Source organism: Bradyrhizobium sp. AUGA SZCCT0283 (assembly GCF_018130385.1).
Lineage (GTDB): Bacteria > Pseudomonadota > Alphaproteobacteria > Rhizobiales > Xanthobacteraceae > Bradyrhizobium.
On sequence record NZ_JAFCLU010000020.1, the window covers coordinates 69,135 to 82,612 of the forward strand.

A 13,478-nucleotide genomic window follows, 5' to 3' on the forward strand; every position below is an offset into this window, starting at 1 on the left:
AGGACGTTTCATGACGACGTTGTTCACATCAGACCACGAATGGCTCCGCATCGAGGGCGATGTCGCCACCATCGGGGTCACCGATTACGCGCAGTCGCAGCTCGGCGACGTCGTATTTGTCGAACTGCCCAAGGTCGGCCGCGCGCTGAAAAAGGCCGAAGCCGCCGCCGTGGTCGAATCGGTCAAGGCCGCCTCCGACGTCTACGCGCCGATCTCGGGCGAGGTGGTCGAGGTCAACGAGGCGCTCACCGCCGAACCGGCGCTGGTGAATTCCGACGCCGGCGGCAAGGCCTGGTTCTTCAAGCTCAGAATCGCGGACAAAAGCGAACTCGGCGGCCTGATGGATGAGGCCGCCTACAAGGCACATACGGCTTAAGGAAAGCACGCCATGAACGCGCCGCTCAAGACCACTGCCGAAGCCGCCACCGATTTCGTGCGCCGGCATATCGGCCCCTCGCCCCGCGACATCGTAGCGATGCTGGACAGCGTCGGCGCGAAAAGCCTTGGCGAGCTGATGGCCCAGACGCTGCCGTCCTCGATCCGGCAGAAGGCGCCGCTCGATCTCGGGCGCGCGTTCAGCGAAACCGAGGCGCTGGCGCATATGCGCGAGCTCGCCGCACAGAACCAAATGTTCACCTCGCTGATCGGCCAAGGCTATTCCGGCACGATCCTGCCGGCGGTAATCCAGCGCAACATTCTGGAGAACCCGGCCTGGTACACGGCCTATACGCCGTATCAGCCGGAGATCAGCCAGGGCCGGCTGGAAGCGCTGTTCAATTTCCAGACCATGATCTGCGACCTCACCGGGCTTGACGTCGCCAACGCCTCGCTGCTCGATGAGGCAACGGCTGCCGCCGAGGCCATGGCGCTGGCCGAGCGCGCCTCGCAAGTGAAGACAAAATCGTTCTTCGTCGACGCGGAAGTGCATCCCCAGACGCTCGCCGTGCTGCGCACCCGCGCCGAACCCTTGGGTTGGAATCTGGTGGTCGGCGATCCCCTCACCGATCTCGACAAGGCGGACGTGTTCGGCGGCCTGTTGCAATATCCGGGCACGTCAGGCGCAATACGCGACCTCAGGCCGGCGATTGCGGCGCTGCGCGCCAAGGGTGCACTTGCCGTCGTCGCGGCCGATCTGCTGGCGCTGACGCTGATCGCTTCGCCCGGCGAACTCGGCGCCGACATCGCCATCGGCTCGGCGCAGCGCTTTGGCGTGCCGATGGGCTATGGCGGCCCGCACGCGGCCTATATGTCGGTACGCGATGCGCTGAAGCGTTCGCTGCCCGGCCGCATCGTTGGACTATCGGTGGATTCGCGGGGGGCACCTGCCTATCGGCTCGCGCTGCAGACCCGCGAGCAGCACATCCGCCGCGAAAAGGCCACCTCCAACATCTGCACCGCGCAGGTGCTGCTGGCGGTGATCGCCTCGATGTACGCGGTCTATCACGGCCCCGAAGGGCTGACGCATATCGCGCGCACCGTGCACCGCCGCGCGGCGGTGCTGGCGGCGGGACTTGCAAAACTCGGCTTTGCGCCGCAATCACAGACCTTCTTCGATACCGTCACGGTCACGGCCGGTGGAAAGCAGAGCGAGATCGTCGCGCGCGCGCTCGCCGAAAGGATCAATCTGCGCATCGGTAACGGCACGCTCGGCATTGCGGTCGACGAGACCACGACGCCTGCGATCGTCGAGGCGGTGTGGCGCGCCTTTGGTGGCAAGCTTTCCTATGCCGACATCGAGGTCGGCGCGCGCGAGGCGCTGCCTGTTGAGCTGAAGCGCGACAGCGCCTTCCTCATCCATCCCGTGTTCCATACGCACCGCTCCGAGACCGAGCTGTTGCGCTATATGCGGAAACTCTCGGATCGCGATCTCGCCCTCGACCGCGCCATGATCCCGCTCGGCTCCTGCACCATGAAGCTGAACGCGACCACGGAAATGATCCCGCTGACCTGGCCCGAGTTCGGCAATCTGCATCCGTTCGCACCGAGCGAGCAGGCGCGCGGCTATCACGCGATGTTCAAGCGGCTGGAACAATGGCTGTGCGACATCACCGGCTATGACGCGATCTCGCTGCAGCCGAATTCCGGCGCGCAGGGGGAATATGCAGGATTGCTCGCGATCCGCGCCTATCATGCCGCCCGTGGCCAGCCGCACCGCAAGGTGTGCCTGATCCCCTCCTCCGCGCACGGCACCAATCCGGCCTCCGCTCATATGGCCGGCATGGAAGTGGTGGTGACCGCCTGCGACGCGCGCGGCGATGTCGATGTCGACGATCTGCGCGCCAAGGCGGAGAAGCATTCGAAAAATCTCGCCGCCGTGATGATCACCTATCCCTCGACGCATGGCGTGTTCGAGGAGCATATCCGCGACATCTGCGATATCGTTCACAGCCATGGCGGACAGGTCTATCTCGACGGCGCCAACCTGAACGCGCAGGTCGGCCTGTCGCGGCCCGGCGACTACGGCGCCGACGTCTCTCACCTCAATCTGCACAAGACCTTCTGTATCCCGCATGGCGGCGGCGGCCCGGGCATGGGTCCGATCGGCGTGAAAGCGCATCTCGAACCTTTCCTGCCCGGCCATCCCGCAAGGGACGGCAGCATGCCGGTCGGGCCGGTATCGGCGGCGCCGGCAGGTTCGGCCTCGATCCTGACGATCTCCTACGTCTACATTTTGATGATGGGCGGCGAAGGCCTCGCGCGCGCCACCGAGATCGCGATCCTGAACGCCAACTACATCGCGAACCGGCTCGATCCGCATTTCCCGGTGCTCTACCGGAATGCCAAAGGCCGCGTCGCGCATGAATGCATCGTCGATCCGCGCGCGCTCAAGACCACGAGCGGCGTCACCGTCGACGACATCGCAAAACGCCTGATCGACTACGGCTTCCATGCGCCCACCATGAGTTTCCCAGTGCCGGGCACGCTGATGATCGAACCGACCGAATCGGAATCGAAGGCCGAACTCGATCGGTTCTGCGACGCCATGATCGCAATCCGAAGCGAGATCACGGAGATTGAGGCTGGCCGCTGGAAAGTCGAGGCCTCGCCGCTGCGCCACGCCCCGCACACCGTGCACGATATCGCCGATGATACGTGGAGCCGCGCCTATAGCCGAGCCAAGGGTTGTTTCCCCGACGGCGTTTCGCGCACGGACAAATATTGGAGCCCGGTCGGGCGCGTCGACAACGTCTATGGCGACCGCAATCTGGTGTGCTCGTGTCCGCCGGTTACGGACTACGCGCAGGCGGCGGAGTGACGCTTCTGTAGGATGGGTGGAGCGAAGCGATACCCATCACGGTCATCGCGGACGCGGCACGATGATGGGTTTCGCTTCGCTCTACCCGTCCTACGGCCACCCCGCTACGGCACGAGCAGAACCGGATCCCAGCGCCACAGCCGATCGTTGGTCAGCCGCGTGCCGCCCCACCAGCGATCGATCGGGTTATGCCGGCTGAAATCTTCGGTGCCAGCCAAAATGGCGTTGCCGAGCGCGGTGAGCGATAGCCGGCTTTCCTTGTATCGTTCGAATCGCTCGCGCTCATCGTGCATCTCCAGCGTGAACGGCCATTCCGCGAGGCCCGACACAGCTGGGTTTGGGGCGAGCGCAAGGCCATCCAGGAGCGCGCCAGCTTCCCAATAGCCGAACACGCGGCGCTGAAAGCGCTGCTTGAAATGAGGAAACACCTCGAACGGATGCACGTAGCCCGCCGCGATCAATTCCAGAATTCGCAGTTCGGACGCGCCAAGCCCGGTTGTGCGCCCGGGCAACTCTTCGAGCATTTCCAGAACGCATCGCCGAAGCTGCGGCAGGACGCTGAGATCCCTGCCCAGCAGATCGAACCACGCGTGTGGCGTCGGTGCCCGATAGGCCTGCCAAGCAAGTCCTGCGACCTCGAGATGATGGTCGTTGATCGCAACACCCGGGAATTTCAACTCTGCGAGACGCGCCGGTTCTATCTCACCCAGCGAGGTATCCACATGTCGCAGGGTGATGCCTAAGCTTTTCGCCTGCGGGCCGAGATAGTCCAGCAGCCAGATCAATACCAACTGGGCATTCGGCTCCGCTCCCATCCAGAGTTCGACCGTTTCGCAACGTTCGCAAGCCTCGATGAACTTGAGATCGGCTATGCCGAATTTCTCGCGACGTTGCGGCGGCACCCAATCGAGCCAATGGGAGCCCCTGCTCCCGGCTCGTCCTCGCCGCCAAATATGCAGCCAGCTCCGCATCGGAACGCGGTGGCCCCCAAACCATCCGAAGCTCGATGGCGATAGCCAGATCGGCGTGACCGGCCGCCACAACGCAGCCCGCGCTTGAGGAATCTGCCGTCAGGACCAGACGCGTCATGGAACGCCTCGTCCGGACTGCTTGCGGGAGGGTTTGACCAGCGTAGGATTCCAGCGCCACAGATTATCGTTGGTCAGGTGCGTGCCGCCCCACCAGCGGTCGATTGGATTGTGCCGGCTGAAGTCTTCCTTGTGGGCGACAATGGCCTTGCCGAACTCGGTAAGCGACAGACGGCTGCGCAAGTAGGCTGGATGCCGGTCCCGCAAATTTTTGCGGTCGAGCGTACGCAGTTCCTCGTCGAGGCCCGCCACGGCCGGTTTGAGCCCGAACGCCAGCCCGTCGAGCAGATAGCCGATTTCCCATTCGTCGAAGATGCGGGTGCCGCGGACAGTCTTCATGTGAAACAGCGGATTGGTGTTCGCAAACCCCCACGCCAACATCTCCAGTAGCCGCATTTCAGTCGCACCGAGCCCGGTCACGCCGGAGGGCAACTCTTCGAGGAGTTCGACCAAAGCAGGTCTCAGCATCGGCAATGCGCTCAGATTGCTGGAAAGCAGATCGAAGCAAGCTTCGGGCGTCGGCGAGCAATATGCCTGCCAGCTCCGGCTTGCCGTATTCAATTCCGCCTCCGTGACGGGCAAATCGAACACCTCAAACCTGCGAAGCTCCTCCTCGCTCACGCCAAGCAAATCGAATTCAACAAGGCGAAAAACCAGCCTCGCTGCAGCTTCCGGGTGAGACCGGAAGTGGTCGAGCAACCAGATAAGTTGCAACTGGTCGTTAGGATGCGGGTCGAACCACAGTTCGATCGCATCATAGGCCTCGCAAAAATCGACAAGGCTGCGATTTCGCCTTTTCTTGTCTTCAGCACGCCGCGGGCGGGCGATGTCTGACCAGTGATACCCCGAACTCTGTTGTTTCGAACGTGCTCCGAGGAAGGCCGAAAGCTCGTCCGAGGACGGCAACTGTCCCCACGCGAAGCGATAGCTGAAGTGGACGACAAGATCGGCGAGACCCGCACCAAGAAGATGGAATCCGGACATACTGGTTAGGATCAGACGCTTCATGAGTCGATCACCTGTGCACGCATATAATCACACAACAAAACGGGCGCTGAAGACGTCGGCAACTCAACGTCTACAACACCCGTCCGTCCGTTTCAGGCCTTAACCCCTGAAGCGTCTCTGAAGCTTATTCCTCCGCCGCCTCCGGCTCCTCGCCGTCGGCGTCACGCTCGGGGGGGCCGGCGAGGATCTGCTCGGCGATCAGGCCGGAGTTCTGGCGGATCGCCGTCTCGATCTTGGCGACCATGTCGGGATTGGCCTTGAGGAAGGCCTTTGAGTTCTCGCGTCCCTGGCCGAGCCGCTGGCTGTCATAGGAGAACCAGGCGCCGGATTTCTCGACGATGCCGGCCTTGACGCCGAGATCGAGGATCTCGCCCATCTTGGAGACGCCCTCGCCATACATGATGTCGAACTCGACCTGCTTGAACGGCGGCGCCAGCTTGTTCTTCACCACCTTGACGCGGGTGGTGTTGCCGACCACTTCGTCGCGTTCCTTGATCGCGCCGATGCGGCGGATGTCGAGGCGGACGGAGGCGTAAAATTTCAAGGCGTTGCCGCCGGTGGTGGTTTCCGGCGAGCCATACATCACCCCGATCTTCATGCGGATCTGGTTGATGAAGATCACCATGGTGTTGGATTTGTTGATCGAGGCGGTGAGCTTGCGCAGCGCCTGGCTCATCAGCCGCGCCTGCAACCCCGGCAGCGCGTCACCCATCTCGCCCTCGAGTTCGGCCTTCGGCACCAGGGCCGCAACCGAGTCGACCACCAGCACGTCGACCGCGCCCGAGCGCACCAACGTGTCGCAGATTTCCAGCGCCTGCTCGCCGGTGTCCGGCTGCGAGATCAGCAGTTCGTCGATGTTGACGCCGAGCTTGCGCGCATAGACCGGATCGAGCGCGTGTTCGGCATCGATGAAGGCGCAGATGCCGCCCTTCTTCTGCCCTTCCGCCACCGTGTGCAGCGCCAGCGTGGTTTTGCCCGAGGATTCCGGCCCGTAGATTTCAACCACACGTCCCCTCGGCAGGCCGCCGACACCCAGCGCAATATCGAGCCCGAGCGACCCCGAGGAAATCGTCTCGATGTCCATCGAGCGGTCGTTCTTGCCCAGCTTCATCACCGAGCCCTTGCCGAACTGGCGCTCGATCTGGGAGAGCGCGGCGGACAGGGCCTTGGTCTTATCCATGGAGGATCCTTCGACGATACGCAGGGCAGTAGCGGACATAGTAGATGCTCCTTATGGCGGGGATTCGCGAGCGGGACAAACGGGCGGTGGCAGGTTCAGGATTCGATGGCGTATAAAAATCTTGTACCACCTTTGTTCTATGTTCGCAATATGTTCTTTCCGGCTTTTGGTGGTGGCCTGTTATCCGACCTCAGTGGCCTGGTTTGAAAATCGCAGTGGCCTGATTTGGATTGTTCACTTCGGAACCGACGGCCGGGCATCTGCATATTAGGATCGCAAGTGCAAACCCTGCGGTTAGGACCCGTAAGCACGAGGTTGTACCATGCAACGTCGCCGATCTGTTCCCCACACGTTCGAGGAAAATATTGCAGCCGAGAAAGCCAAGCTGGAAGCCCAAGTTGCCCAGCTCAAACCTGGTCCCCAGATGGACGGGCTGCTCAAGAAGATCAGACAGCTGGAAACCGCCTCCCACATGAACGAGTGGCTTTCCTCTCCGGGGCTCCAACCACCAGAACCAGCCTAAAAGAAGCAAGGCCGCCTCAGTTGGGCACTGGCCTGTTTCGACCCCTGGTGGCCGGTTTTGAAAATAGGAGTGGCCGAATTTGAGCTAAACTCCGTATGCTTGGCAGAAGCATCGATAGAAGCCGCCCGGTGTTCTGCTGGATCATCTTCATCACGATCCCCGTTGTCGCGATGGCGTTTTTGACCGGGCGCTTCACTGCGAAATACGCGGCAGAGAGGGGGCGCTCCGAACACGCATGGTTCCTCCTGGGGGCGCTGCTCTTCCCAATCTTTCCTATTGCGTGGATGACGCTGGGGCTTTTGCCGAGAAAGTAAGGCCGCCTCAGTTGGCGGCCTCTTTCATCGGAGCATTTTTAGAATCTCTTTGTGCGTGGCCAGCATCTGCACCGGCCTTTCGCGCCTTTGTCATCGACGTCGGCGGTGAACTGGAGGCGATTAGAGGTCAGCAAAACGCCGATTCTGCTGCTATCAAAAGTTGTGACTCAACACATGAACAACTTCCTGAACATGCCCCCGCTTGCTTTTCCCCAGCCGGAACTACGCAAACATACGGAGGTGACCCGCCGCGCACGTTCTGCATATTCCCGGCCATGGGCCGACATATCCTTTTCAAATGCCCGCGCCTGGGCACGAACGTACAGCATTGGCTTCCGGCGACCCCGCCGGAGAACGAGCCCAATTCGAATGCCTATGTGTCCGTCGTCTGCCTCGCCTGCACCCGGCTTCATTTCATCCACAAGGAAAGCGGAAAACTCCTGGGCGAGGAGTGACGCCGGCCGGTAGCCCGGTTCTGAACGCCCGCCTCTCAAGGCCCGGCGCGAACATGACGAACGCTCAATCCCGGAAGCTGCCTTAAGTTCACTTTTGTACTGTTCCCCCGGAACGGATTCCGCCGCAGTGCGTAATCGACGGGGCGGCGGATAGTAACGGTAGTAACGGGGAACCAGATTGTGCCGGGCAAGAAATATCTAACGGAACAGGCGGTAACCTTTCTCAAGTTTGCAATGGCCACCACGGATCCGGACGTCGCCGCGGGCTTTCTCGAAAAGGCCGCCGACCTTTCGGCGAGGAGTGAAGAGGCGCCGGATGCCAGCCCCCGGCCGCCTGATGTAGAGCAGCCGGAAGGCTAGCTCTCGCGATGAGGCCGCCGAACCGGCGGCCTCATCGTTTTATCGGCCCCATCTGCAGGTCGAGGTGCGGGCGACGTCGCTTACAATTTTAGGCGTGCTTGCAGTTTTGCCTGAACCGTCCGTCAAGATGCCCACGCTATGCATTACGACATGCATACACAGGTTGCCTTCACCCCCGGACCCATCCTGCCGATGCTTCAGCAGCATGGCGCCCGTCTTTTCACACGGCTCTTGAGCCTCAGCCGCACCCCGGAGCCCTCGCGGGTGCCGCAGCCGGTCCGGCCGGACGCGCCGTCGAGACCCCATATGCCGCCGCGGCAGCCTTATCCCACGCGCCAGGAATAGGCGGAGGCAATCCACAGGCGGCTGCCTTGCGGGGCCATGGCAGGAATCGCAACCCGCCCGCGATGAGCGGCGCCCAGCCAAACGACCCCGCCGCATGGGGCTATGCAGCGAGGTCGCCGATGACGGGGAAAATCTGGAGGACCACCCCCGCCCTCGCGACCAGATACGTCCGCCGCAAGGCCCCGTTTCAGCATGCAAATTGCCCGACAGATTCGTCTCGGGCGGCGTTGAACCTTTTTCATTCCGTCCAGACAAAAAACTTGCCTGGGACATTGCATCACTCGGGGAATAGGCCTGCGCCGCCAAGCGACCATACTCCGCTTGCGCGGCGCAGTGCTTTTTCAGCAGGGGCGGAAGCGGGGCCGGCGCGGGAATTCGGACGCGCCCGCGGGGTTGAAACGCATACAGCGCGAGAATTTCTGCCGTGCCCTGCGCGCGGCCAAGGTATTTGTCAGCACATGGAACCACGGAACTTTGCGGTTCCACTCCCGTTATTGCGCAGGAGTGCGGGAGATCTCCATGAATCACAAAGGCGTAGAATATACGCTGACGAGGTCGCAAACCCCGGGGTTCTAGCAGTGGCAATTTCGGATCGGGGATCTGGTCAGGTCGGGAAAGATCGAGGCACGGCTTGCGCTGCTGGCCACGCGCCGCGTCGAGTCAAGGATCGATCGCGAGCTGAAGCAGGCAGCGCGCCAACTGATGTCCTGATTGGGGTCCGCCTGATTGGGGTCCGCGCGGGTACTCCGGTCCTCTCCGCTCCTTCGCATGCGGCCAACCGGCGCTGATCCAGTCTTATAGCAGTTGCATTTATGACTGTTTGCAATTTTAAGAATTAAGTCTGGATTTGAAGCGGTCGGGGCCGCGGCGGGATTTTTATATGATCTACAAGGGCGTTGAATTCAGCGTGACGGCGGTCGCTCCGGGCATTTGGAAATGGCAATTCCGCATCGGCGACAGGGTCATCGCGGGCAAGACCGAAGCCAAGCTCAATCTGCTTGCCATCCGGCGGGTCCAGCTTCGGATCGATCGGGAGCTGAAAAAAGCCGAACGGGAATAGCCCGCTTGGCGCCCCTTTTGCCGATCGCCCGCTGAGGAGGTCTTTTAGCAATTACAGCGGGTTAAGGCCATATGATGACCTGAAACATATGACCGGCAACGTGCTTAGGCCCGTAAAAACCCGGAGTTGATCTTTACGCGCACCCGGAATCCACTCCACCCGCTTTTTGCGCATTCCTTGGGGCCAACGGCGGCCCTCATTTGGTCAATTGCCATGCCGATCTTCTTCTTCAGCGTTCGACATGGCGAGGATGCATGCGTCAACAATGACGGCGCGGAGTTTGTTGATCATAACGCGGCCTGGAAGGAAATGACCGGCGTCTGCGGCGACATGATTGCGGATATTTCCCGAAAACTCTCCGAAAACGCCGAGTGGCAAATGGAATTACTGGATGAATCCAGGAAGCCGGTATTCCGGATCCGCCTGATTGCGGAGACGCTGCAGGACACCGATTAGAGAAGCGCGATACCGCGAGCGAAAGCCTCCCCGGACTTGATCCCGGCTGAACACCCATTTGCGTCAAGAAAACGCGTCAAGACAGGAATCTGAGCCCGGTTCTGATTCAATCAGAACCGAAAGGCTCTAGGCGTGCGCCTTTTTGGAAGCGGCACCCAGTTCACCGGCCGGCGCAGTGCCCTTCCGCAGCTCCCGGGCGGAGATGAATCGGACGCCGACCATCTCGCCCCTGCGCCAGATCAATGAGCATACCCGCCGCACCTCGCCGCCCGCGGTCAGCGAAAGGCCGAACATCTTCGGCACCGCGAGGTCGCCCACATCGAGGCAGGCGCCGTTCTCGGAAATATCGAGGATGTAGCACCGGATCCATGGTGCATCCGGCGCCGGAATCAGGAATCCCGGCTTACGCAAGTCGACCCGAACGAACTTGCGGGCACCCAGGTCTTTACGGTCTCTCGCCATGTTTTCTCCTGTGCGGGGAAATACTAGGCGGAATACCTGAATACCGGGTTATCGGAATTCGGCAAAAATCGAGATATCGACGCCAATTCTGTGTGCAGGTGGATGTTGTCTAATCGGCGCTGGCAAGCCGGCGCATCGTGAATTCGATGGCGCCATCGGGCAGCTCACGCCAGCTTTCGACCGAGCTCATATAGGCCGCCTTGGGATAACGGTTGAGAAAGTCGCGCGCCCTCGCCCTGGCCTGGTCGCGCGGAAGCGTGAAGGTCTCGCGCAGATAGCCGTCGTCCGGCTTGCGCCGGCCGGCCATCCGGCTCGCGAGATCGCGCGGACGAAAGACCATGTCGTAACTCCAGACAGATGACGACAGGTCGAATATAGGGGTGCCGGCGAACGAATCCTACTCGCTGCTTTGGCCAGAGCGTTTTCCAGCGAAGCATGCCCTCGGACTTGATCCGGGGGTGGGGACCGGTTCGCGTCAAGAAAACGCGTCAAATCAAAAATCTAGAGCCCCGCTCCGATGCAATCGGAACGGGGCTCTAGGCTTACTGGCCGCTGCTGCCGGTCTTGCTCTTCTTGGCTGGCGCCGCTGCGGCCTTGGGCGTGTCGGTGCTGCGCACGGTGCCCCAGGGGTCGGAAGAGGTCTTGGCGTCGGGAATCTTCCTCAAGGAATCCTTATAGGCTCTCTCCTTGATCGCATCCTGTTCCTTCTCCTCCGGCGATTTGGACGTAAGCTCCGGCATCAGGTTGATGTTGGGGGTCTGCGCGTAGGCAGGCGCCGTCAACAACACCACCACCGCGACCGCGCTCAGCATTCTCATAACGCTCTCCTTTGGGACGCTGACTTTGCGTTTCCGGGCAGGATACCACCGGCGCAACCGCCCCGCCAAGCATGCGGGCCCCAGCCTTTGGTTCGACGCGCCGGACGCGCCCGCAAGGCGCGGCCGGACTCGCAGGATTTCGTGCCGTATTTGTGGCCCGCCGCCGCTGTTCCCTTCGCCGCAATGACCACTACAATATGCCGGCAACCAATATCAGGCGAGGAAACGGGCGTTCATGCAGCAACAGCCACAAGCAACGGAATTCGGCATCGCGGAAGCCAGGCGCGTGCTTGGCGAGGTATTTGCGCCCTGGGTGATGGATCTCAATCTCTCGATCGAGCGCTTTGACTTTGCGCCATCAGGCGATGCCGCCGACTGGCAGCCGGGCGCGATCTTGCGCCTGCCGTTCTCGGAACGGCTGTGCCGCAATGGCGGCACGGTCTCGGGCCAGGCGCTGATGGCCTTTGCCGACACCGCGATGGTGATCGCCAACCTCGCCGCCAACCGCGGCTATCGGGCCATGACGACGGTCGACCAGACCACGCATTTCATGCGCGCAGTCTCGGCCTCCGACGTGCTGGCGGACGCGCGCGTGGTCCGCCTCGGGCGCACCATGAGCTTTGGCCGCGTCACGCTTCTTTCAGCCGCCGACAACAAGCCGGTGGCGATGGTCTCGAGCGCGTTCGCGATGCTGTAGGGAATCGTAGAATCGTAGCAACCATTAGATTGATTGATTGCGGGCAATCGGATTGTCCGCTTGCTGTCGCAAGCATGACGCCGTGCTCGCCGCCGTCAAGGCGTGGCCGGGCGGCAGCGTGGGGTGGGCCAGATCGAGCGACGGCCATCCTTGACGGCGGCTGCGCGCGACGTCGTCGGGGGCGGTCGGTCGGGACGAAGAAACGGTGCTTTGGTCGAACTAAGAAACAGCTTAGCCGGCCGTAGCGCTTGCGGTGATGGCGGCTGGGGGCTCATCCTGCCACGGCGTGCCACGGGCCACGACGGTGTTGACGAAGATAAGCAGCTTCCTGGCGCAGGCGATCAGCGCGCGCTTGTGGCCCTTTCCGGCAGCGATCAGCCGTTGATAAAGGGCAATGAGCTGCGGGTTCCAGCGCATGGAGGCCGGCAGTGCGGCCAAATAGAGCGCGCGGCGCAAGCGTTGGCGTCCACCGTCGATGTGACGGGCACCAACCTGCTCGCCGCTGTCATCGTCATAGGGGGCCAGCCCGGCGAGTGCCGCGGCTTGCTCGCGGGTGAGCCGGCCAATCTCGGGCATTCGCACCAGGATGGCGACCGCGGTCGGCAATCCCGCGCCGCCAACGCTGTGGATCAGGTCGAGCCGCTCGGCCAGATCGGGATACTGGCGGAGCGCCGCCACCAGAGCCTTGAGCTCGGTCCTCTGCCGCTTGGCCAGACGGGCGATATCCTCCTTCCATATCGCCCGAATGCGCTCGTTGCGGCAGGTCTCGATCCGGTTTTTGAGCTTCATGATATCCTCGCCGATCTGATCGATCATTGTCAGGTGCTCGGCAAACGGCGACAGCCGGGGATCTGGCGCGGGATAAATCTGCTTGACCGCAGCGGTGCAGGAGGCGATCAGCGCAGCATCGATCTTGTCGTTCTTGGCCCGTTGCAAGTGGAACTTGGCATAGGCGCGTACTTGCGCCGGCTGAAACACGATCACCACAAATCGCTTGCGCCGAAGCACGGCGACCACTGGCTGCTCGTAACCGCCGCTCGCCTCGATCCCGATGCGCTTGACTTTGTGGCGCTGCAGCCACTCCAGCAATACCTTGTGTCCTTCCGCGGTGTTGTCGACCTGCAACCGCTCGCAGCTGCCATCGATTGCCACGTCGAGCTTCCGTTTGCCGGTATCGATCCCGGCACAGACTGTGATACGCTTGGCCATCTTCCTCGACCCTCCCTTGTGATGCGAACCTAAAGTTCGTTCAACCATCCGGGTCCCGATGAAGTGCCGATCGCGATCTTGCTACGAAAGACAGCCCTCAAGGCTTCGGGTGGCATCGATCCGATCGATCGGCGGCCCAGCCTGGGTGGCCACCCAGGCTGGGCCATTCCTCACGGAACGACGCCACTTTAATCCTTCGCGCTAATACAAGGGTGGGCAAAGGCGCGCAGCGCCGTGCCCACCATTT

The 13,478-nt window shown here is 61.9% G+C and carries 15 protein-coding genes; 8 read left to right on the forward strand and 7 right to left on the reverse strand.

Features of this window, described 5'->3' with window-relative positions; genetic code table 11:
• Positions 1-10: 10 nt before the first annotated feature.
• Positions 11-376: a glycine cleavage system protein GcvH gene (gene gcvH, locus JQ624_RS25020; protein WP_212421574.1), complete on the forward strand. Its 366-nt coding sequence runs from the start codon at positions 11-13 to the stop codon at positions 374-376.
• Positions 377-388: 12 nt separating this feature from the next.
• Entirely contained in the window at positions 389-3,256 is a 2,868-nt protein-coding gene (gene gcvP, locus JQ624_RS25025) for an aminomethyl-transferring glycine dehydrogenase (protein WP_212421575.1), read from the forward strand.
• A 104-nt stretch (positions 3,257-3,360) separates the two neighbouring features.
• Here gcvP and JQ624_RS25030 read toward each other — a convergent pair whose 3' ends face one another.
• The 3 genes from JQ624_RS25030 to recA form a co-directional block, all read right to left on the reverse strand.
• Positions 3,361-4,158 (reverse strand): hypothetical protein, encoded by a 798-nt coding sequence (locus JQ624_RS25030; protein ID WP_249130056.1) that lies wholly within the window; start codon positions 4,156-4,158, stop codon positions 3,361-3,363.
• A 183-nt stretch (positions 4,159-4,341) separates the two neighbouring features.
• Positions 4,342-5,352 carry a hypothetical protein gene (locus JQ624_RS25035; protein ID WP_212421576.1) on the reverse strand — a complete coding sequence of 337 codons (1,011 nt, stop codon included), beginning with the start codon at positions 5,350-5,352 and terminating at the stop codon, positions 4,342-4,344.
• Between the two features lie 124 nt (positions 5,353-5,476).
• The gene (recA, locus tag JQ624_RS25040; RefSeq protein WP_212421577.1) at positions 5,477-6,571 is read right to left on the reverse strand and encodes a recombinase RecA; all 1,095 of its coding nucleotides are present in this window, start codon (positions 6,569-6,571) and stop codon (positions 5,477-5,479) included.
• Between the two features lie 283 nt (positions 6,572-6,854).
• Here recA and JQ624_RS25045 point away from each other — a divergent pair, with 283 nt between their 5' ends.
• The 5 genes from JQ624_RS25045 (at position 6,855) to JQ624_RS25065 (ending at position 10,045) form a co-directional block, all read left to right on the forward strand.
• Positions 6,855-7,055, forward strand: a complete 201-nt coding sequence (locus JQ624_RS25045; RefSeq protein ID WP_212421578.1) for a hypothetical protein — start codon at positions 6,855-6,857, stop codon at positions 7,053-7,055.
• A gap of 128 nt (positions 7,056-7,183) precedes the next feature.
• The gene (locus JQ624_RS25050) at positions 7,184-7,369 is read left to right on the forward strand and encodes a hypothetical protein (protein ID WP_212421579.1); all 186 of its coding nucleotides are present in this window, start codon (positions 7,184-7,186) and stop codon (positions 7,367-7,369) included.
• 635 nt (positions 7,370-8,004) lie between these two features.
• Positions 8,005-8,184, forward strand: a complete 180-nt coding sequence (locus tag JQ624_RS25055) for a hypothetical protein (RefSeq protein ID WP_212421580.1) — start codon at positions 8,005-8,007, stop codon at positions 8,182-8,184.
• Positions 8,185-9,409: 1,225 nt separating this feature from the next.
• On the forward strand, positions 9,410-9,589 hold the full coding sequence (locus tag JQ624_RS25060) for a hypothetical protein (RefSeq protein ID WP_212421581.1): 180 nt from the start codon (positions 9,410-9,412) through the stop codon (positions 9,587-9,589).
• Between the two features lie 213 nt (positions 9,590-9,802).
• Complete coding sequence (locus JQ624_RS25065) at positions 9,803-10,045, forward strand: DUF6894 family protein (RefSeq protein WP_212421582.1); 243 nt, start codon at positions 9,803-9,805, stop codon at positions 10,043-10,045.
• Between the two features lie 126 nt (positions 10,046-10,171).
• Here JQ624_RS25065 and JQ624_RS25070 read toward each other — a convergent pair whose 3' ends face one another.
• The 3 genes from JQ624_RS25070 to JQ624_RS25080 form a co-directional block, all read right to left on the reverse strand.
• Complete coding sequence (locus tag JQ624_RS25070) at positions 10,172-10,507, reverse strand: PilZ domain-containing protein (protein WP_212421583.1); 336 nt, start codon at positions 10,505-10,507, stop codon at positions 10,172-10,174.
• 109 nt (positions 10,508-10,616) lie between these two features.
• Positions 10,617-10,847 carry a hypothetical protein gene (locus JQ624_RS25075; protein ID WP_212421584.1) on the reverse strand — a complete coding sequence of 77 codons (231 nt, stop codon included), beginning with the start codon at positions 10,845-10,847 and terminating at the stop codon, positions 10,617-10,619.
• 202 nt (positions 10,848-11,049) lie between these two features.
• Entirely contained in the window at positions 11,050-11,325 is a 276-nt protein-coding gene (locus tag JQ624_RS25080) for a hypothetical protein (protein ID WP_212421585.1), read from the reverse strand.
• 235 nt (positions 11,326-11,560) lie between these two features.
• Between JQ624_RS25080 and JQ624_RS25085 the strand changes: the two genes are divergently transcribed.
• On the forward strand, positions 11,561-12,022 hold the full coding sequence (locus JQ624_RS25085; RefSeq protein WP_212421586.1) for a PaaI family thioesterase: 462 nt from the start codon (positions 11,561-11,563) through the stop codon (positions 12,020-12,022).
• Between the two features lie 231 nt (positions 12,023-12,253).
• Here the strand turns inward: JQ624_RS25085 and JQ624_RS25090 are convergent, their stop codons facing one another.
• On the reverse strand, positions 12,254-13,231 hold the full coding sequence (locus tag JQ624_RS25090) for an IS110 family transposase (RefSeq protein WP_212421587.1): 978 nt from the start codon (positions 13,229-13,231) through the stop codon (positions 12,254-12,256).
• Positions 13,232-13,478: the final 247 nt, after the last annotated feature.